Source organism: Enterococcus sp. AZ091 (assembly GCF_051714805.1).
Lineage (GTDB): Bacteria > Bacillota > Bacilli > Lactobacillales > Enterococcaceae > Enterococcus_D > Enterococcus_D gallinarum.
Window position 1 is genome coordinate 507,310 of record NZ_JBIOSO010000001.1, and the last position, 20,746, is coordinate 528,055.

General features: G+C 38.2%; 14 protein-coding genes. 9 read left to right on the plus strand and 5 right to left on the minus strand.

What is annotated here, in order from left to right; all coding sequences use genetic code 11:
• Positions 1-42: 42 nt before the first annotated feature.
• Both pgmB and IGJ28_RS02660 read right to left on the minus strand, forming a co-directional pair.
• Positions 43-693 (minus strand): beta-phosphoglucomutase, encoded by a 651-nt coding sequence (pgmB, locus tag IGJ28_RS02655; protein WP_438845112.1) that lies wholly within the window; start codon positions 691-693, stop codon positions 43-45.
• 14 nt (positions 694-707) lie between these two features.
• The gene (locus tag IGJ28_RS02660) at positions 708-3,335 is read right to left on the minus strand and encodes a glycoside hydrolase family 65 protein (RefSeq protein ID WP_438845113.1); all 2,628 of its coding nucleotides are present in this window, start codon (positions 3,333-3,335) and stop codon (positions 708-710) included.
• A gap of 331 nt (positions 3,336-3,666) precedes the next feature.
• Between IGJ28_RS02660 and treP the strand changes: the two genes are divergently transcribed.
• On the plus strand, positions 3,667-5,646 hold the full coding sequence (treP, locus tag IGJ28_RS02665) for a PTS system trehalose-specific EIIBC component (RefSeq protein ID WP_438845114.1): 1,980 nt from the start codon (positions 3,667-3,669) through the stop codon (positions 5,644-5,646).
• 80 nt (positions 5,647-5,726) lie between these two features.
• Here treP and IGJ28_RS02670 read toward each other — a convergent pair whose 3' ends face one another.
• A complete protein-coding gene (locus tag IGJ28_RS02670; RefSeq protein WP_029487350.1) occupies positions 5,727-7,097 on the minus strand; it encodes an MFS transporter in 1,371 nt (456 codons plus the stop codon).
• A 260-nt stretch (positions 7,098-7,357) separates the two neighbouring features.
• Between IGJ28_RS02670 and IGJ28_RS02675 the strand changes: the two genes are divergently transcribed.
• Positions 7,358-7,831 carry a DUF2798 domain-containing protein gene (locus tag IGJ28_RS02675; RefSeq protein WP_103300712.1) on the plus strand — a complete coding sequence of 158 codons (474 nt, stop codon included), beginning with the start codon at positions 7,358-7,360 and terminating at the stop codon, positions 7,829-7,831.
• Positions 7,832-8,212: 381 nt separating this feature from the next.
• Here IGJ28_RS02675 and IGJ28_RS02680 read toward each other — a convergent pair whose 3' ends face one another.
• Both IGJ28_RS02680 and IGJ28_RS02685 read right to left on the minus strand, forming a co-directional pair.
• Positions 8,213-8,803, minus strand: a complete 591-nt coding sequence (locus tag IGJ28_RS02680; RefSeq protein ID WP_005473031.1) for a DUF1700 domain-containing protein — start codon at positions 8,801-8,803, stop codon at positions 8,213-8,215.
• A gap of 1 nt (position 8,804) precedes the next feature.
• Complete coding sequence (locus tag IGJ28_RS02685) at positions 8,805-9,116, minus strand: PadR family transcriptional regulator (RefSeq protein ID WP_003128996.1); 312 nt, start codon at positions 9,114-9,116, stop codon at positions 8,805-8,807.
• A gap of 355 nt (positions 9,117-9,471) precedes the next feature.
• Between IGJ28_RS02685 and IGJ28_RS02690 the strand changes: the two genes are divergently transcribed.
• From IGJ28_RS02690 to cydC, 7 genes are all read left to right on the plus strand, one after another.
• On the plus strand, positions 9,472-10,071 hold the full coding sequence (locus tag IGJ28_RS02690; protein WP_003128997.1) for a TetR/AcrR family transcriptional regulator: 600 nt from the start codon (positions 9,472-9,474) through the stop codon (positions 10,069-10,071).
• A gap of 199 nt (positions 10,072-10,270) precedes the next feature.
• Complete coding sequence (gene pulA / locus IGJ28_RS02695) at positions 10,271-12,280, plus strand: type I pullulanase (protein ID WP_438845115.1); 2,010 nt, start codon at positions 10,271-10,273, stop codon at positions 12,278-12,280.
• A 409-nt stretch (positions 12,281-12,689) separates the two neighbouring features.
• A complete protein-coding gene (locus IGJ28_RS02700; RefSeq protein WP_103300709.1) occupies positions 12,690-14,132 on the plus strand; it encodes a glycoside hydrolase family 1 protein in 1,443 nt (480 codons plus the stop codon).
• A gap of 712 nt (positions 14,133-14,844) precedes the next feature.
• The gene (locus tag IGJ28_RS02705) at positions 14,845-16,263 is read left to right on the plus strand and encodes a cytochrome ubiquinol oxidase subunit I (protein ID WP_003129000.1); all 1,419 of its coding nucleotides are present in this window, start codon (positions 14,845-14,847) and stop codon (positions 16,261-16,263) included.
• Entirely contained in the window at positions 16,260-17,276 is a 1,017-nt protein-coding gene (gene cydB, locus IGJ28_RS02710; protein WP_003129001.1) for a cytochrome d ubiquinol oxidase subunit II, read from the plus strand. The genes IGJ28_RS02705 and cydB overlap by 4 nt, the downstream gene beginning before the upstream one ends.
• Entirely contained in the window at positions 17,276-18,997 is a 1,722-nt protein-coding gene (gene cydD, locus IGJ28_RS02715) for a thiol reductant ABC exporter subunit CydD (protein ID WP_003129002.1), read from the plus strand. Before cydB ends, cydD begins: the two co-directional genes overlap by 1 nt.
• On the plus strand, positions 18,990-20,735 hold the full coding sequence (cydC, locus tag IGJ28_RS02720; RefSeq protein ID WP_438845116.1) for a thiol reductant ABC exporter subunit CydC: 1,746 nt from the start codon (positions 18,990-18,992) through the stop codon (positions 20,733-20,735). Before cydD ends, cydC begins: the two co-directional genes overlap by 8 nt.
• The last annotated feature ends 11 nt before the right edge of the window (positions 20,736-20,746 follow it).

Sequence of the window (20,746 nt, forward strand, 5' to 3'; positions counted from 1 at the left end):
CTCTTGCCTATTATAGCGAGGGCATTTTTGAAAAGCAATCGGCTATTTGGCCAATAATTCATCAATTGAAAGATCCGTCAGTTTTTCGACGATTGTGTCAGCTCCATGCAGTTCTTCACCAGAATAGACACCAACTGCATACATGCCAGCTGCCTTAATGCCATCAATACCTGCTTGGGCATCTTCAAAACCAACTGTATCACTAGGTTTAATGTTCAGCCCTTTTGCAGCTTGGATAAAGATTTCTGGATCTGGTTTACCTTTAGAAAGTGTGGCTGGGTCAACGATTACATCAAAATCCTGCATGACACCCAATTTATCTAAAATAAATGGCGCATTTTTAGATGCCGATGCGATAGCACAAGGAATCCCCTTGTGTTTTGCTTCTTCTAGAAAAGTTTTGACACCCGGAAGAAGGTCATCCGGAGTCAGACTTTGAAGTAATTGAACATAGTGAGTGTTTTTTTTGCTTGCTAAAGCCTCTTTTTCTTCTGAACTATAAGCATCATTTTTATTTCCTAAGGTTAAAATACGCTCTAAGGAATCCATACGACTAATCCCTTTTAGTTGTTCGTTGAATTTTAAGTCGATTTCAATACCGATTTCAGCGGCTAGTTCTTTCCATGCGATATAGTGATATTTGGCTGTGTCTGTAATCACACCATCTAAATCAAAAACAAACCCTTTTTTCATTATGTTACTCTCCTTTAATAGTTGATAGATTGTTCTTTATTGGCTTTTAATTCATGAGTAGCGCCAGAAAGAATGATCGTTGTATTTTGGTCAGCTACAACTGTCAATGTTTCATGTGTAACATTAAAGTGATAATTAATACCTCTGACTTGAATATTAAATTGAATATTTTGCCATTGCTTAGGCAGATTTGGATCAATACGCATCACATCTTCCCGAAAATCGATTCCCGCAAATGTCGTTAGCGGAATATAGAGAGTTGCCGCCATTACACCCGCATGAATTCCTTCAGCAGTGGTTCCTCCTTGAATATCGCGGTAATCTGAATAGAGAGCCTCTTGATATAAAGACCAAGCGAGATCTTGCTGATCAACCATTGCTGCCAATTGAGAATGTACAACTCGAGAGAGTGTAGAGCCATGAGAAGTTCTGGTCAAATAATAATGCAAGTTTTTTTCTACATAATCTTCGGGTAAGCGGTAAGTAAGATCATCTAAGATTTGATGCACTTGCGCTGTTGAAAAATTGTAAAAAATCATTAGGCTGTCAGCTTGTTTGGCAACTTTGTATGCATCGGCGCTTTTTCCTTCAGCATTTAAAATACGATCCATACGATAAATGTTCCCATATTTTTCTCTATAATGATCCCAGTCTAAGTCTTTTAAATCAAAATAGCCTTCAAATTGTGCAATAATTCCTTCGGGATTAATTTCTAAACTTAAATTTTTACGAATATCGGACATTTGTGAGAAATTGTCCTCTGAAAGCTGCACTTTAGCTGCTACACTTTGAAAGATTTCTGGTGAAAGTTGGTTGCGTAATTTTTCCACTTCTTCAAACAACCACACTACCATCATATTGGTATATGCATTATTTTTCAACCCACCTTTTTGACTGTTGGGATAGCTTTCATGAAATTCATCTGGTCCCATGACACCTTCGATTGAGTAACGGCCTGTGACAGAATCCAAAGTAGCAGCACTCTGCCAAAAATGAGCAATTTCTAAAATTAATTCTAAACCGTATTGCTCCATAAAAGATCGGTCACGAACGTTATGCCAGTACTGCCATACATTATAGGCAATCGCTAAAGAAACGTGACGTTGCAATCGGCTATGGTCTTCTTTCCACTCACCACTGATAGGATTCAAATGAAGTTCTTGTGACTGTTCTGTTCCATCTAAACCAGATTGCCATGGAAACATTGCGCCTTGGTATCCGGCTTCTTTGGCTGCTTTTTTGGCTGCCGTTAAGCGCTGATAGCGGTAAAGCAAGATCTCTCTGGCGGTTTTAGGAAAATGAAGAATATAAAAAGGTAAGATGAATAATTCATCCCAAAAAATATGTCCACGGTAAGCCTCACCATGGAGACCACGGGCTGTGATACTAGCATCAAGAGATTGCTCATAGGCGTTGGGTGCTGCTGACACTAATAGATGGTATGTGTGAAGATTCAGCATTTTTTGTGACATGAGATCCCCATCAATGGTAATGGCTGCATTCTCCCATAGTTTGCGCCAAGCTTCTTTGGATTCAGCATACATTTCTTTAAACCGTGGTAGTGAAAGAAGTGCCAGCTTGCTAGTAGTTGTTTGTTCTCCCATTTGATATTTAGCAACAGTAACTGATTTTTCTAAAGTATAAGTTCTATTTTTCTCCGCAGAAATTGTTAATTTTTGAATTACTTTTTCTGCCGTTTTTTCTGATTTTAATGTTTCAAGAGAAAAGTCATCAGAAAATAATTGTGATGCTTGGCAAACCGTAATGTCAGACTGATTTGTACGGGCAATGAGCAGAGCTTTGCTCTTAAAATACTCCGTTGTTTGAATGGTCAAGTGCTTGTTTGTCAAGCTTCGATAGCGTGCGACATTATAATTATAGACTGAACCATCTGCTTCACTTATCACGTCGATTTCTCCGGTAAAATTAAGTGGAGTAAAGCGGTAAAGGATGGAGTAGTGATGACTATTTTCCATATTAACAATTTTTTGTGTTTCAATTCGTAATTGCTTTTTAGTTTGTGTTTCGATTTCAGCGAAGGAGGTAAATAATCCAGTTTTTAAATTTAATTGACGCTTAAAAGATAAAAGTGTATTTTTTGCGATATCGATTTTTTCGTTGTCAATGACTAAATAAATTTTTTGCAGATTTGGTGCATTGACGAAGTCCTCATTTGTAATGGTACGATCAGACACCTCTGACTCCGCCGTATTATAGAGACTTGCTAAATAAAGCCCAGGATAATTGGCATCGGAAATCTCCATTTCTGGTGTGGTACCACGCAACCCTATAAAGCCATTTCCTACTGTCAATAGTGATTCAACGGAGTACTCATCTTTGCCAGGAGCATAGCCATAATATTCTAATTGCCAAGGAATCTCCAAACGCTTCTCTTCAAAGCTTTCTTCAGTTCCACATACAAACGCTCGATTTAATTTTTCGGTTAACCATTGATCTAATGAAAAGGTTCCTTCTTCGTTAGTAAAGACGAATGAGTCGGAAAGGATTCCTCCCTCTTGATTCTTTTCCAATTGTTTCTTTAATGCTGCTATTCGTTCATTGGTGGTCCCTGTAAACGTGAATATATCACCCATGTGGTCGGCCAATAGCCATTGATCATTAGTGATCTCAATTTTGTTCACAGTATTCTCCCCTTTCTACTTGTCTATACATGCAAAATGATTATAACCGATATTGTAAGCTTTTTCAATTTAATAAAGCTGTTTTTTAAAATTATTGTGTAAAGTTAAATGAAACTGAATTGTTTTTTTTATTTGCTCAAAGTTTATTTTTTTAAATAAAAATCCTTTTGTACCAATAAAAATAAAGCGTGTTCTGAATGATTATTTTTCACAAATGTTTTTAGTGAAAAAAATATAGAATGAAACGCTTGCAATATTGTAAATATAAAGTTATGATTAGCATGAAATAAAAACATATATATACAAGTTTAAATGGAAGGGGTTTATTATTATGGGGAAGTATCGGGATGATGCTGAGAAATTGCTGGAGTATGTAGGCGGTAAAGAAAATATTGCAGCTGTGACTCACTGTGCGACGCGGATGCGATTTGTACTGAATGATCAGTCGAAAGCAAACGAGAAAGCCATTGAAGATATTCCAAGTGTTAAAGGGATGTTTACAAATGCTGGGCAGTTTCAAGTGATTATCGGAAATGATGTTCCAACGTTTTACAATGATTTTACAGCGGTATCTGGGATTGAAGGAGTTTCTAAAGAACAAAGTAAAGCGATTGCAAAAAATAACCAAAATATTGTTCAACGCGCCATTGGCACATTAGCAGAAATTTTTACGCCATTATTACCAGCAATTATTGTCGGTGGTTTAATGTTGGGTTTAAGAAATTTTCTAGAAGGTGTACCTCTCGAGGCTTTAGGTGGACAAACAATTACGCAATCCTCTACTTTTTGGAATGGGGTCAATGGATTTTTATGGTTACCCTGTGAAGCAATCTTTCACTTTTTACCTGTAGGTATTACTTGGAGTATTGCTCGTAAAATGGGAGCTACACAAATTTTGGGGATCGTTTTGGGGATTACTTTAGTATCACCGCAATTATTAAATGCTTATTCTGTAAGTTCAACCAGTGCTGCGGAGATCGCTCAAAATTATACATGGGATTTTGGTTTTTTCACAATTGACAAAATTGGCTATCAAGCTCAAGTTATCCCAGCTATGTTAGCCGGGTTCCTATTGGTTTATTTGGAAAGATTCTTTAGAAAATGGATTCCAGAAGCAGTTTCTATGATTTTTGTTCCTCTATTTTCATTGTTACCAACTATTTTAGCAGCTCATATGGTTTTAGGTCCGATCGGCTGGCAAATTGGTTCAGGAATCTCCTGGGTAGTAAATGCTGGTTTAACATCATCATTAAACTGGTTATTTGGTTTTATTTTTGGTGGTCTTTATGCGCCGCTCGTTATCACAGGCTTACATCATACTACGCTAGCAATTGATTCACAATTAGTAGCAGATTATGGCACAACAAATCTTTGGCCAATGATTATGCTATCAAATATTGCCCAAGGTACAGCAGTATTAGCTATTTGGTTCCTTCATCGTGGGAATAAAAAAGAAGAACAAGTATCCGTACCTGCAACAATCTCTGCATATATGGGTGTAACAGAACCTGCTATGTTCGGGATTAATTTGAAATATGTCTATCCATTTCTTGCAGCTATGGTTGGTTCTGCATTTGGCGGAATGTTGATCACTGCTACAAATACAAGAGCACTAGGTATTGGTGTCGGGGGACTTCCAGGATTCTTATCTTTCCAAATTGAAGATTACCCAATGGTTTTCCTTTCGATGGGTGTGACTATTGTAGCAACGTTCATCTTTACTTTTATATTTAGAAAAGTTAGTGTCTTAAATAAATTGGAACCAGAACTGGCTCTTGCAGACACAGGTGTTACTGATACAGGGACAACAGTAGACCCAATGACTTCTTCTGCGAATGCAGCAACTACTGTAACTGAGGAAATGCTTTATGCACCGGCAGATGGTCAAATCATTGCAATCGGTGAAGTGGAAGACCCTGTTTTTTCACAAAAAATGATGGGTGATGGCTATGCAGTTCGTCCAAGTAACGGAAAAATCTATGCTCCTGTTGCAGGGACGGTTTCAAGTATTTTTGAAACAAAACATGCAATTGGAATTTTGACTCCTGGTGGGGCAGAGGTCTTAGTTCATATGGGATTAGATACCGTTGAATTAAAAGGCGCACCATTCACTGTCAAAGTGTCGGAAGGTGATGCTGTCACAGTAGATACATTGATTGCTGAGATGGATCTAGAAGCTGTTACCAAAGCTGGAAAGAAAACAGATGTTGTTACGGTTCTTACGAACGCTGAAAAGATCAATCAGCTGACAATCAACAAAACCGGCAGTGTACACGCGCATGATCGAGTAGGGGCTGCTGAAGTCCGCTAAATAAAAAAGAGTAGGCTCATGAAAGGAAGCTATCATTCCATTCATGAGCCGTATTTTTTTGTTTTATTTTTCTTAAAGGGTTATTTTGTTTGGCGTACACGTTCTTTATAAAAGTAGCGCAAAGTTAGAAATACGACTAGCAATACTAGCACCCATAGGAAGAATAAAGCGATTTGTGACCCTAAAATTGTTCCGGAAATATAATCGGGACTTACTTTTTGAGCAAGGTCGATCATTGTCGCAACTAAAGCTGTTGCGACAGCGCCAGAAAATTGTTGCAGTGTGTTGAAGACGGCATTTCCATCGGCGGCCAAATGTTGGTCAATTTTACTTAACCCCATAGTCATCATATTGCTATACGAACAACCGATTCCGATCATATAAAAGACATGGGCAGCAATAAACGCCCACAAAAACGTCAGGTGCAATAGCAAGGCCAACGCTAACCAGCCAAAAGTAATCAATACAAGACCAATCATAATCGGTTTTTTAGGTCCGATGCTATCCAACATACGGCCTGAAAGAGGAGCTAGAACAGCACCTACAATCGCACCAGGCAACATAACCAATCCAGCAGTGAATGCGTCCTGACCAAGGACTATTTGAACAAAGTTTGGCAAGACAAATGAGATTCCAAGTAAAAGAAACTGACAGACAAGAAATCCGAATAAGAATAATCGGAAAGAACGATTTTTGAATACAGATAAGCGAATCAAAGGCTCAGATTGCAAGGAACGTTTATAGAAAAGAGCTGCACCTAAAATACCAAGTGCTAATGGAAATATGCTCGTAAGAGAACCAATTTGGTTTAAGAAAAGTAAAAAGCCACTAAACATAAAAGTGATACCCAAAACACTCCACAAATCCAGACGACCAGTTTTTTCAATTGCAATTTTAGGTATTGAATAAAGACCTAAAACCAATGAGACCAATAAGACGGGTATTAAGAAGAGGAAAATGTAGTTCCAGTTCAAGAGAGAAGTCAATAAACCTCCGTAAGTAGGACCAATCGCCGGTGCAATTGAAGTAGTTAAATTTCCGATTCCAATCATAGTTCCTCTTTTTTCCAAAGGAGAGTACGTAAGGATGATATGAAACATCAACGGTAAAGCAATTCCTGTACTTGCCCCTTGAAGTAAACGGCCAAGTAATAGGATAGCAAAGGAAGGGGAAAGGAAATCAATCAGTAATCCTGCTAAAAACAGCCCGTTGGCAGCCAAAAATAATGTTCGAATTTGAAATTGTTTCAACAGAAAAGTAGAAATTGGTACGATGATCGATATCACTAGCAAATAGATTGTTGTAACCCATTGCACATTTGAAGTAGAAAGATTGAATTGATTAATCAAAGTCGGAAATGTTACATTCATAGCTGTTTCGATCAATACCCCAGCAAATGACATAATACCGGTTGCTATAATAGCGCCTAACAATTTTATTTTTTTCTCCATATTATCACCTCAAAAAAAATTCATAAAAAAAGAGCCAGTTTCTAAATAAATAGAAACCGCCTCTCTCTCGACAAGCATTACTGCTTGTTATCTGTACGATTTAATCTAAAAGCTATTGTACTGACTTCTTTTTGAAGAGTCAATAGAAATGTTTGAAAAATAAAACTGAATTTTATTTGAAACTTTTCAAAAAAATCCTTACACCAAAATTTTTATTTTGTTAGAATAATCAAGTATGTAAAAAAGAAAGGAAGTTTTAAATGCCGATTAACAAAAAAGAAAGTTTGATCTATACGACATTTATGTGTTTTTTTATGGTGTACTTCATGAGTGTCTACAATTTAATGTATGAGGTGGGAATTACTGCAATAGCTTTTCAATTGGCTTGGAATGAACTGCCATTTGCTATATGTATTGCGTTTATTTTAGATTGGTTTATTGTCTCAGGTCCTGCGAAAGCATTTGCTTTCCGTTTTATTGAAAAAGATACCCCAGCTTGGAAAAAGATTGGTCTAATCTCATCAATGATGATTGCTGGCATGGTTTTCTTTATGTCACTTTTTGGTGCTGTAATGCATCCGAATGTAAATCAAGGACTATTAATGACATGGTTATCTAATATTGGTAAGAATGTAGTTGTTGCTTTACCGTTACAATTATTGATTGCCGGACCAATTGTACGACGATTATTTAGAAAATTATTTCCCATAGGTACGGTACAAGAAACTCAATAGAATTTATACAAAGGGCCACTTCTGAGGTTGAACTCAGAAGTGGCTTTTTATCTAAATATATTTGTTAAATAACAAACAAAAAACACCATAGGATGGTATGGCGTTTCTTGTTTACCCTATAAAATAGGATACAGGATGTACTTACATAATAGTATGCATAGGAAGAAAAGTATAGTTCAACAATTTCATTGCTCGGTGAAATCATTGCTTTGAACATATTTTAATCTGTAAAAAAATTGAAAAGTTGGTACCAAGGACGGTCAGATACGATGTATGCTTCAGGAGAAAACCCTGATGATGCATACCCTAAAAAACAAATGAATAGCCCTAGAAAAATGAATGCCCCGCCTATCATTAGTAGCAAACGTTTATTTATTTTGATCATCTTACCACCTGCTTTTGAAAGTTTTTGTATAACGCTTTAGGCAAATGAATAAACTGTTGCGTCCAACCTAAGATGGGTTTACTAAGCATATAAGTAAAAATCATACATACTAACCCTATTCCGAACATCGTGACGCCTAGACCTAGCTGGGTGATAGAAAAGTGAAGACCTTGAGATAGTAGTAAAGGGCTTAAAACAACACTTGCAATGCCGCCAATCAGTGAAGTTATGCCAATAACACTTGTACTGAATGGAAGGCACCAAATAACTATCAAACCACTAAGCATCAACAATAGAACGGTTAACAGTAAGCTTCCCCATAGAGGAAATCCTAGAAAAATTATCACTAATAAGAATGGATGAAAACGCCGAGGAACTTTTACGACAATTTCTTCGGCACCTAATGCACTTTGAGCAATACTTTGAGGAGTCCCTAATCTGGCTACAGCTTCAACTTCAGAGAGTCCCTCTTCCATCAAATCTTGGATCATTTCATCATAATAATCAATAAGATGATGAATCTCACTTGGTTTGGTCTTATAGGCTAATTCAGCTGCTAAACTTTTAATAAATGTTATGCGATCCATGTCAGTTGTCTCCTTTAATATAATGATGAATTTTTTCTAAATGAGGCCAATCAATAGTCAAAAATTCATGGATACTATTTTGACCATGAGCAGTGATTTGATAATATTTTCTCAGCCGGCCATTATGTTCTTTTGAATAAGTCGAAACTTTTTTATTTGCCTCTAAGCGTTTCAAGATAGGGTATAAAGTTGATTCAGAGATTGGCAATAGAGGAGAAATATTTTTAACGATTTCATATCCATAAGAGTCTCCTCTTTGTAAAAAAGCTAACACACAGAATTCGATAATCCCTTTTTTCAGTTGACTATCCAATGACTACACCACCTTATACATAATACTATATAAAACATAGTATAGTTTTGCAAGTCGATTTGTGGAAATCAGTCTCAAGACGTAGTAACTTCCAGGTTGTGCCTATTTTTTTTTGCTTCCAGTCATTTTTCCTTACTTAAAATTCATCGTACGGTGAAAATATTGATTATTTTATATTAGATTCTTTTGGTAAAGTATTACTAATAAAAAGTTGTTAGGATTTTAGACAAACGTATAGTTGTTGTGTTAGGTAATTGCTGTTGGAAAAGTTGCTTGATAAAAAACACACGATACTCAGTCCAGCTATGAAAGAAGTTAGTAAGAGAGAGTGTGTTTATCAGGAAAGGAGTTAATAATGAGAAAACAAACAATCACAAAGAAATATTTAATCAATAGGTTACGCAGTCATTTAGAAGAATATTTGTATACTCCCATCACTGTTAGAAAAATTGCGAAATATGCAAAGATTTCTACACAACCGATCTATTTGCAATTTTCGAATATGCAAAATTATAAACAGGCAATGATTGATGATGTTTTGGCAGAGATTCACGAGCTTTCTTTGAAAAAGGAGATAGAGGATGATCCATTGTATACGTTTTGGCTTAACTATTATTTGTTTGCCAGCCAAAATAGGAACTTATTTTTTGCGTTATTTTTGAATGATATAGGGTGTGGTTCCTATTTAAGAGATCAATCATTGTCATTGTTTATAGAGACAATGGCTGAATCCGAAGTATATCAAAAAGCAAATTGCGAAGACATTGAAAAATTGCATAATGAAAGTTTGATTTTCTTTTCTGGTCTCGTTCTTACTTATGTACGGGGAGAGAATATGCAAGCAATAGAAGAATTTTTACAAGATATTAAAGACTATTTTTATCGTACACTGATTGATCCTATGTATATTTATCGAGAAATATTACCACAATCAGTCATCGAAGCTGGTTTTTAAAATAACAATAAACTGTTTTTTTATTTTTTTCATTACTTGATAGGCTTCTTGCTTTATAAAAATTCTTGGCTCATTCATTTTCTTGTAAACGAATAGTATGGGTTTATTGTTGGCAATTTTCAAGAAATATGAGAAGGTAGAATTAGCAAAAAGTAAGGTGTTTTATGACTAAAGAGAAACAAGTGATGGAGGAATCTTGATGGGTCAAACAGATAATTATTCAGATAAAAAAGCTCAAATCGATCAGCGAATCTGTTTTTTGGAAGAGCATACTTACCAAGGAAACGACCTTGGCGTAACCTTTCAAGAGCATGCGATAACCTTTAAATGTTGGACGCCAGAGGCTGATGCAGTTTCAGTCATTATTTATCAAAGCGGAGAGGTTAAAGACAAGGATCGTGTGATGACAGTTCCAATGAAGCAAGAAAATAATTGTTGGAAGGTCACAGTTACGGATGAAGTCAAAGAAATGTTCTATACGTTTGAAATCCAGCGAGGACAAGAGAAGGTTGAAGTGGTTGATCTTTATGCGAAAGCTGTCGGTCTCAATGGGGATCGTGGGGCTATCGTTGATTTAAAAGAAACGGATCCTGAGGGATGGTCGCAGACAGAATGTGTTGGCCAAGATACGATTACAGACGCTTACATTTGGGAATTACATGTGGAAGATTTCAGTAGTTCTAAAACTAGCGGCATCTCAGAAAAAAATCGTGGAAAATATCTAGCGTTTACTGAAAAGAATACGCATCTTGAAGGAGATGAAAGGCAGCCAACAGGGCTCGCCTATTTGAAAGAACAGGGGATTAACTATGTTCATCTGTTGCCAATCTTTGATTTTGATAATGACGAGCTGTCTACAGCCTACAACTGGGGATATGATCCTAAGAATTATAACGTTCCAGAAGGAAAGTATTCTTCAGACCCGAAGGATCCCAAAGCCCGCATTCGGGAATGCAAACAAATGATTCAGTCTCTCCATGAGGAATCAATTGGTGTAGTAATGGATGTCGTTTTTAATCACACTGCAGTCACAGAATCTTCTTGGTTTAATAAGACTGTGCCAAACTATTACTACCGTCAGGATGAAGAAGGAAATTTCGCTGATGGCTCTGCCTGTGGCAATGAAATTGCCTCAGAACGTAAAATGATGCGCAAGTTTATTATTGATTCAATCCTTTATTGGGCTAAGGAGTACAAAATTGATGGATTTCGTTTTGATTTGATGGGACTGATCGATGTGGAGACGATGAATCAACTGCGTGCAAGCCTGGATTCGGAAGGTTTCTCTCATGTTATTCTATACGGAGAACCATGGGATGCCGGCAGCAATCGTATCATCCAGCCAAACATCCCAGCGAATAAAAGTAATGTCTGGGCACTGTCAGAAGGCGTTGCGGTTTTTAGCAATGATTTAAGAGACAGTATCAAAGGTGATGTCTTTGAAGAAACAGACGGAGCGTTTATTCAAGGAATGAATGGTCAGCCGCAAGTCAAGCAAACCTTTTATGCGGCAAATTTGGCAACGGCGATTCAAGGAAATACGAAAGTTGCTGGACAAGAAGGCGCCGAGCGCTGGGCAAAATCTCCCCGCCAAGTGATCGCCTATGCTTCAGTCCATGATAATTTGACCTTATGGGACAAACTGGTGGCAACCATGCAGGCTTCAGCGAAGGAAAGAAATTATGATTTTGATCTTGAGCTTTTAGCTCGCAACAAACTAGCAGCAGCCATTTTGTTTACTAGCCAAGGAGCAGTATTGACCCAAGCAGGCGAAGAGTTTGGCCGTACCAAACAAGGAGACGAAAATTCTTTCCGTTCACCGATAGAAATTAATCAGCTAGACTGGAAACGCGCACAAACTTTTAATGAGTTGCGGTCATTTTATCAAGGTATGTGGCAGATCCGTAAATTCTATCCGCCATTAAGAGATGCCACGATTCGAACAGCTGAAAGTATTCAGTTTATTGAGACTAACAATGAAAATTTCCTTGCATATATTATTCCGAATAATGGTTACAATGATACATGGCAATCATTAGCTGTTTTGGTGAACAGCAGCAATAAAGACATTTTGGTAAATAGGGAAGAATTCAAGCAAGAGAAATGGTGGATCGTTGCAGATAATTTTGGAGCAGGTATAGAGCCACGTGGAGAGATCGTGGGTGAAATCAACATCGCTGCCAAAAGTCTTTTACTTTTAGCTAAATAGTTATTTTATTTTTAAAATTTTTAAATTAAGAAGAAAGTTAAATTGTATTAAAATCCATTAAATATGGATTTTAATACAACTATTACGAATGTTTATAAAGCGATAGGAATAATTTTCTGTTATGAGAGAAGTACAGGTGGACCATAACATGAACGGTTTAAAAGAAACCGATTTTATGATGACAATCTGACTGCTTAATGCTATAGTAAAAACAGAAAAACCCAAGTTGGATTGTTACTGACTCGATCAGGCAAAACCTAAATGAGAAAACGCTTTTTGTAGCGGCTCTTATTTAGGTTTTTTATTTTTTTCGGGTATTTCTTAGAATGTTAAGCAGCAAAGTTATTGTTTCAGTTACTTGCAAACATATGACTTTGTTAAAATAAATTAGGCAAAGGAGAACGAGCAAATGGCAAAATTTCCAGAAAATTTCTTATGGGGCGGCGCGACCGCAGCGAATCAATTAGAAGGGGCGTTCGATCGCGATGGCAAAGGCTTGTCAGTGGCGGATGCAATGCCTGGCGGCAAACAGCGTTTAGCGATTTTAGGCAGTGATACGTTTGATTGGACGATCGATGAGGACAAATACACCTACCCAAATCATCGCGGGATCGACCATTATGACCGTTTCAAAGAAGACATTGCGTTGTTTGCGGAAATGGGCTTCAAGAGCTATCGTTTTTCAATCGCTTGGACACGTATTTTTCCAAAAGGTGATGAAACGACACCGAACGAAGCTGGGTTAGCATTTTACGATGCGTTGATTGATGAATGTTTGAAATACGGGATCGAGCCAGTGGTTACGATCTCCCACTATGAAATGCCCTTGCATTTAGCCAAAGAATACGGTGGCTGGAAAAATCGAGCATTGATCGATTTCTATGAGCGTTTTGCAAAAGTCGTCTTGGAACGTTTCCATAGTAAAGTCAAATACTGGATGACTTTCAATGAAATCAATTCAGCTTTTCATTTCTCCGCATTGAGCCAAGGAATGGTCAACAGTACGGGTGCTAGCGACTTTACAAACGTGATCCAAGCGTGGCACAACCAATTTGTTGCCAGCAGTAAAGCAGTCAAAATTGGGCATGAATTGAATCCTGAGTTACAAATTGGTTGCATGATCATTTATGCAACGACCTATAGCATTGATGCAAACCCAGTCAACCAAGTAGCAACAATGATCCATAACCAAGCCTTCAACTACTACTGTGCCGACGTGCAAGTACGTGGGAAATATCCAGCATTTACTGATCGCTTGTATAAAGAGCATGGGGTCAAGAAGGAAGATCTTGATATTACCGAAGAAGATTTAGCATTGATTGCTAAGTATACCGTCGATTATATTGGATTTAGCTATTACATGTCTTCTGCAGTGGATATCACAACAGAAGAAGCTGATGAAGTACAAGGTAACTTGTTGGGTGGTGTCCGCAATCCATTCTTGGAAGCAAGTGAATGGGGCTGGCAAATCGATCCAGAAGGACTGCGCATTGCGTTGAATGAATTGTATGATCGGTACCAGAAACCATTATTTATCGTGGAAAATGGTTTAGGAGCTATCGATACTATTAGTGAAGATGGCAAAATCGAAGACGATTACCGCATTGATTACTTACGTCGTCATATCGAAGCAATGGGTGAAGCGATTGAAGATGGTGTTGACCTGATGGGATATACACCATGGGGATGTATTGACCTCGTTAGCGCGTCAACCGGAGAAATGAGCAAACGCTATGGCTTTATCTACGTGGACTTTGATGATGAAGGCAATGGCACAATGGATCGATCAAAGAAAAAATCCTTCGATTGGTATAAACAAGTGATTGCTTCAAATGGAGAAGATTTAGCGTAAGATTAATACTCGTTTTTTTATAGCCGCACAACACGGATTATCGTTGTGCGGTTATTTTGCTGAAAAAATAGATTGTCTGAATAGAGTAAAAAATCTAAAAATAATAGATAACACATCATAAAAATTTTAATCAGAAAAACTTTAATAATTGCACTTGGTAAGCGGAATAAAACTAAATTTTCAAATAAATTTTTCAAGAATGGCTGACTCTTTCTTTCCAACTAAAAGGGGACCAACATATTTTTGATGATATGGAAAATTTTGCAAATTTAGAAGGGCGTTGTGGTTTTCTTCTGAAATGTTTCACGTGAAGCATTTTTACAGAAGATAGTTACATCAAATGCAATATTTTCGAAAATAGCGACTCTATTTTGTGAAGCGGATGAGTTTCTCTTAGAACGTTTGGATTAATAAAAATTATTTCGAGCCGATTAAAGAAGTAAGAGAACGGAGTATGAAAAATTGTTTCCCCTCATCTATTCGAATAATTGGTCTTTACCATATGATGGTGATAAGATTAAAACATAGAAATGTAGAGCATTTTGTTTGTGAAAACGTTTCAATTTTAAAGAATGGAGAGTAAGCGATTAAAAAATAAAAATAGTAGGCAAGTTGCTTCTTTTTTACTTAAGAGAGGAGTATATTCGTATTTGGAATTTTTCTTTATTTAGAATGATTTTAATGTATTTTTTTAGAAATAGGGGGATGTAAAATGGATATTGTAACATTAGCACGAATCCAGTTCGCGATGACGACGATTTTTCACTTTTTCTTTGTACCGTTTTCGATCGGAACTGGTGTCGTTGTTGCAATCATGGAGACACTTTATGTGATCAAAAAAGATGAAAAATATCGCCGAATGACAAAGTTCTGGGGAAATATTTTTCTATTAAGTTTTGTGGTAGGAGTGGTAACTGGGATCATTCAAGAATTTCAATTTGGAATGAACTGGTCTGATTATTCTCGTTTTGTTGGGGATATTTTTGGTGCTCCTTTGGCGTTAGAAGCATTGCTAGCCTTCTTTTTGGAATCAACTTTCTTAGGATTGTGGATTTTCACATGGGATAAAGTCAGCCCTAAACTGCATATGACGTTCTTTTGGTTAGTTACTATTGGCTCGATGCTCTCTGCTTTCTGGATTTTAGCTGCCAATAGTTTTATGCAACATCCAGTTGGATACACATTGAACAATGGTCGTGCTGAGATGACTGACTTCGGAGCCCTGTTAGCTAACCCGCAAGTCTGGTATGAGTTCCTTCATGTTATTACTGCAGCAATTGCCATGGGAGGAATTCTGATTGCAGGAATGTCAGCTTTCCAATTGTTGAAAAAAGACAAGAAAGTTGACCGTGATTTTTTCAAAAAATCAATGCGGATCGGTTTTGCAGTGGCTTTGTTTGGTTCAATTACGGTGTTGATCGCAGGTGACGAACAAATGAAGTATTTGGTTGAAGAACAACCAATGAAATTTGCAGCAATGGAAGGTACGTATGAAGATACCGGAGATCCTGCGGCATGGACTGTAGTTGCATGGGCAAATGAACGAGAACACAAACGGGTTTTTGGTGTTGAGATTCCTTATATGTTGAGTATCCTTGCATTTAACGAACCATCTGGTTCGATTGATGGAATGAACACAGTGAATCAAGATTTGATCGAACGTTACGGAGATCGGAACTATTTTCCTCCGGTCAACACATTGTTTTGGAGCTTCCGGATCATGGCAGGTTTCGGTGCATTGATGTTGTTGGTTTCTTCATTGGGGTTATTCTTTACGCGTAAGAAGAAGCCTTCGCTATTTGAGAAACGTTGGATGCTTTGGGTAGTGGCTATAACATTATTTACCCCATTCATTGCAAATACAGCAGGGTGGCTGATTACGGAATTGGGTCGCTACCCATGGACAGTCTATGGTCTATTTACGATTGAAGATAGTGTTTCGCCAAATGTATCGGCAACTTCGCTTGTTATCTCAAATATTGTTTACTTTGTTCTTTTCTCTGGTTTGGCATTAACAATGGTTTATTTGATTCGGCGAGAGTTAGGACATGGTCCTGAAAACAACCAGATGGAAGGAACGCTGCACGAAGCAGAAGAAGATCCATTTGATAAGGAGGCGTTTGAAGGATGACCGGATTGCAACTAATGTGGTATGTATTGATTGGCATTTTGTTTGCCGGCTTCTTCTTTTTAGAAGGGTTTGACTTTGGTGTGGGGATGTCTGTCCAGACATTGACCCATAATGAACAGGAAAAAGATCAGATCGTGCATACGATCGGACCAGTGTGGGACGGGAATGAAGTTTGGTTGATTACCGCAGGCGGCGCGATGTTTGCTTCTTTCCCTTACTGGTATGCCTCTTTGTTCAGTGGTTATTATTTGATTTTGTTATTGATACTAGTCGGATTGATTATACGCGGTGTTTCCTTTGAGTTTCGGGCAAAAATGCCTGAAGACCGTAAAAATATGTGGAATTGGACATTAACCATTGGCAGTACATTGGTGCCTTTTATGTTCGGACTCTTGTTTACAAGTATGGTCCAAGGCATGCCAATTGATGCAGAGGGAAATATGTCCGCGCACTTCGGTGACTACGTCAATCTCTTCTCTGTAGTTGGCGGGATTGCCTTAACTTTGCTTTGCTACTTACATGGATTGAATTATATTGCACTAAAAACTACTGGTCCGATCCGTGACCGTGCCCGAAATTATGCGAGTGCCTTTTATGGTGTGTTATATTTTGGTTTGGTGGCGTTTGCCGCGCTACTTTATTTCAAAACAGATTTCTTTGAAAAACATTTTGCTTCGACGCTTCTTTTGCTGATTGTGATTGTGGCTTTGACGCTGATAGCGAATATCTCTGTATTTAAAGGGAAAGAAATGGTGGCATTTATTGCTAGTGGTTTGACCATGGTGGCGCTAGTCGGATTGTTGTTCTCTGGTTTGTTCCCACGAGTATTGATTAGCTCAATCGACCCTAGTTATGATTTGTTGATTGCAGAAGCTTCCTCTAGTCACTACACATTGAAGATCATGAGTTATTTATCACTGACAATCTTGCCGTTTGTTTTGGCTTATACAGCATGGACCTACTATATTTTCCGTAAACGAATTAGTCATACTGAGCTGACGGAGGGTTATTAATGATCGACAAACAAATCATAGAGCTTCCCGGAATGAAACGGTTAATGGGATTGCTTGCAGGACTTTCTTTCCTGCAAGCTCTCTTCATCATTGGACAAGCCTATGGTCTTGCTAGTGGGATCACTGGATTATGGGAAGGACAATCGTTAGAAGAGCAGTGGGGCTGGATTCTACTGTTCTTTTGTTCGTTTTTAGGTCGCCAGGCTATTGTTTATTTTCGGACAAAGAAATTAGACAGCTATAGTTACCAGCAAGCTACTGAATTACGTAATCAACTGCTAGAAAAGATTTTTCGTGTAGGCCCACAAATCGTTCAGCAACAAGGTACCGGAAACATTACAACGATGGTATTGGAAGGCATTAGTCAGGTAGAAAACTATTTACAACTAATATTGGCAAAAATTATGAACATGTCGATCATTCCTTGGGTGATTTTGGCTTTAGTATTTTACTTGGATTGGATCTCAGGTCTGGTTTTATTGCTGGTTTTTCCACTGATCATTATTTTTATGATCATCCTAGGCTATGCCGCCCAAAGTAAAGCTGAAAAACAATACCGCACATTTCAATTATTGTCCAACCACTTTATTGATTCATTACGTGGAATCGACACCTTGAAACTTTTTGGGATCAGCAAAAAATATGGAAAAAGTATCTTCGCTTCTAGCGAACGTTTTCGTAAAGCAACGATGGGATCGTTGAGAGTCGGAATTCTTTCCACTTTTGCATTGGATTTTTTCACAACATTGTCCATCGCTGTGGTTGCGGTTTTACTGGGGCTGCGTTTGATCAATGAAGAAATCTTGTTATTTCCAGCACTAACGATTTTGATTTTATCTCCGGAGTATTTTTTACCAATTCGCGATTTTTCAAGTGATTACCATGCGACTTTAGATGGGAAAAATGCAATGACCGCTGTATCTACGATTTTATCTGAGCCAGAAGCAGCCATTGATCCAGTAAGTTTACCTCAATGGCAAGCTGATTCGGAACTATCGATTCATTCGTTATCTTTTGATTATGGAGAAAAGTCTGTTTTGAAAGATATTGCATTGGAGGTCCAAGGATTTCAAAAAATTGGGATCATTGGGATGAGTGGCTCTGGAAAATCAACGCTGATCAATAACTTAAGCGGCTTTTTGATTCCGAAAGAAGGCGAAATTACTTTTGATGGCCAAAAAATGACTGCATTAAGACAGTCGGATTGGCAGCAGCAATTAGTTTATATTCCCCAAAACCCCTATATCTATCGGATGACTTTGCGAGAAAATGTGGCTTTCTATCAGCCAAATGCTACTGAAGAACAAGTGTGGCAAGCAATCGAAGTTGCAGGTTTAACGAAATTAGTTCAAGAATTGCCGCAAGGAATCGATACAATGCTAGGTGAAGGAGAACGCCATCTAAGCGGTGGACAGGCGCAACGAATTGCGTTGGCTCGTGCTTTCTTAGACCAGCATCGAAAAATTTTATTATTTGATGAGCCAACTGCCCATTTAGATATTGAAACAGAAGTAGAATTGAAAGAACGAATGCTTCCGTTGATGGAGAACCATCTAGTCTTCTTTGCGACACATCGTTTGCACTGGATGGAAGAGATGGATCAAATCCTAGTAATGGATCAAGGCAGAATTGTTGAGCGAGGGACATTGGCAGAACTGCAAGCAAAGAATGGCGCTTTCGTTGCGTTAGTCAATGGGATGAGGAGGGAACAACTTGAATAAAATCGGTCTCTGGCGTTCGCTAAAAACAGATACCTGGGTCAAACCCTTTCTTTCAAAGTACAAAAAGGTTCTTGCAGCAGCGCTGTTTTTAGGATTTATGACATTCTTTTGCGGAGGCGCGTTAATGTTTAATTCTGGCTATCTGATTAGCCGCTCTGCCTCAATTCCAGAGAATATTTTGTTAGTATACATTCCAATCGTTCTGACCCGAGCATTCGGGATCGGCCGACCAGTTTTTCGTTATGTTGAACGACTGACAAGTCATAATTGGGTGTTGCGAATGACATCGAACCTACGCCTAAAACTATACAATGTTGTCGAAAAAGATGCCGTTTTCTTTAAGCAGACCCATCGAACTGGCGATATTTTAGGATTATTAGCAGAAGATATCAACCATATCCAAAACTTATATCTGCGAACGATTTTCCCTACGGTGATTGCTTGGTTATTGTATACTTTTCTGATTATCGGATTAGGGTACTTTTCGTTAGGATTTGCATTGGTAATGTTGCTGTTGTTGGGAATAAATGTGTTTGTGCTGCCGTTCTGGTCCGTTGTGATCAATGGCGCTCGTCAAGAAAAGCAAAAACAAATGAAGAATCAATTATATACAACATTGACTGATAATGTGCTAGGAGTTTCTGACTGGGTATTTTCACAGCGAGGAGCGGAATACGTCGATGAACACAAGCAATTGGCGGCAAATCTACGAAGCGTTGATGAGAAAATCAATCGTTTTGATCGAAAAAGAGATTTCCTTTTACAAGTGATCTTCGGGGTGATTACGGTTGCGTTGATTGTCTGGACAAGTCAGCGATTTCCTGGCGAGCACGGTGGCTTAGCTAATTGGATCGCAGCATTTGTCCTTTGTGTCTTTCCTCTGGTAGATGCTTTCGCACCATTGCCTTCAGCGGCACAAGAAACCAATATATACAAAGATTCGATTGATCGTTTTAATGCATTACCAGAAAAAGAGGAACAAAAACGGACAGCATCAGCTATAAGTGCACCGTTCAATTTAGAAGTGAATCAGGTTAGTTTCCATTATCCATCTGAAAAAGAGGTACTAAAGAATCTTAACTTAACGATTCCTGCGCATCAAAAACTGGCAATATTGGGACGTAGCGGTTCTGGGAAAAGTACCTTTGCTTCTTTGCTCAGGGGAGATTTATTGCCGACCCAAGGTAGTATTACCTTAAATGGTGAGCCGGTAGCAAGTTTTGGTGAAGATATTAGCGAATGGATTGGAGTCATCAACCAGAGTCCTTATTTGTTCCATACAACGATTTTAAATAATTTGCGGATTGGTAATGAAGAAGCGTCAGAAGAAGAAGTTTGGGACGTACTGAAACGAGTAGGCTTATCAGAGATGGTGACAGCTCTGCCAGAAGGTTTGCGAACCATGGTTGATGAAGCAGGGTTACGTTTTTCCGGCGGTGAACGCCATCGGTTGGCATTAGCGCGAATTCTTTTGAAGAAAACACCGATTATTTTATTAGACGAGCCAACTGTTGGGCTAGATCCAATCACTGAGCAAGCTGTTTTGGAAACTTTTTTCAATGAGTTGGAAGACAAGACGATTATTTGGATCACCCACCACCTGCAAGGAATCTCACTGATGGATCAGGTCATTTTTATTGAGGATGGAGAATTAACGATGAGCGGTACGCCTGCTGAGTTAGCTGTCGAAAACCAACACTTTCAACAGTTATTGGCTATTGATCAAGGGCGACTGTAATCAAACTGGGA

Excerpts from the sequence above, each read along its gene's own strand:
- cydD (WP_003129002.1), top strand. The coding sequence starts at position 17,276 with ATGATCGACAAACAAATCATAGAGCTTCCCGGAATGAAACGGTTAATG.
- IGJ28_RS02680 (WP_005473031.1), bottom strand. The coding sequence starts at position 8,803 with ATGGATCGCATAACATTTATTAAAAGTTTAGCAGCTGAATTAGCCTAT.
- treP (WP_438845114.1), top strand. The coding sequence starts at position 3,667 with ATGGGGAAGTATCGGGATGATGCTGAGAAATTGCTGGAGTATGTAGGC.
- IGJ28_RS02670 (WP_029487350.1), bottom strand. The coding sequence starts at position 7,097 with ATGGAGAAAAAAATAAAATTGTTAGGCGCTATTATAGCAACCGGTATT.
- pulA (WP_438845115.1), top strand. The coding sequence starts at position 10,271 with ATGGGTCAAACAGATAATTATTCAGATAAAAAAGCTCAAATCGATCAG.
- IGJ28_RS02690 (WP_003128997.1), top strand. The coding sequence starts at position 9,472 with ATGAGAAAACAAACAATCACAAAGAAATATTTAATCAATAGGTTACGC.
- IGJ28_RS02705 (WP_003129000.1), top strand. The coding sequence starts at position 14,845 with ATGGATATTGTAACATTAGCACGAATCCAGTTCGCGATGACGACGATT.
- cydB (WP_003129001.1), top strand. The coding sequence starts at position 16,260 with ATGACCGGATTGCAACTAATGTGGTATGTATTGATTGGCATTTTGTTT.
- IGJ28_RS02675 (WP_103300712.1), top strand. The coding sequence starts at position 7,358 with ATGCCGATTAACAAAAAAGAAAGTTTGATCTATACGACATTTATGTGT.
- pgmB (WP_438845112.1), bottom strand. The coding sequence starts at position 693 with ATGAAAAAAGGGTTTGTTTTTGATTTAGATGGTGTGATTACAGACACA.
- IGJ28_RS02700 (WP_103300709.1), top strand. The coding sequence starts at position 12,690 with ATGGCAAAATTTCCAGAAAATTTCTTATGGGGCGGCGCGACCGCAGCG.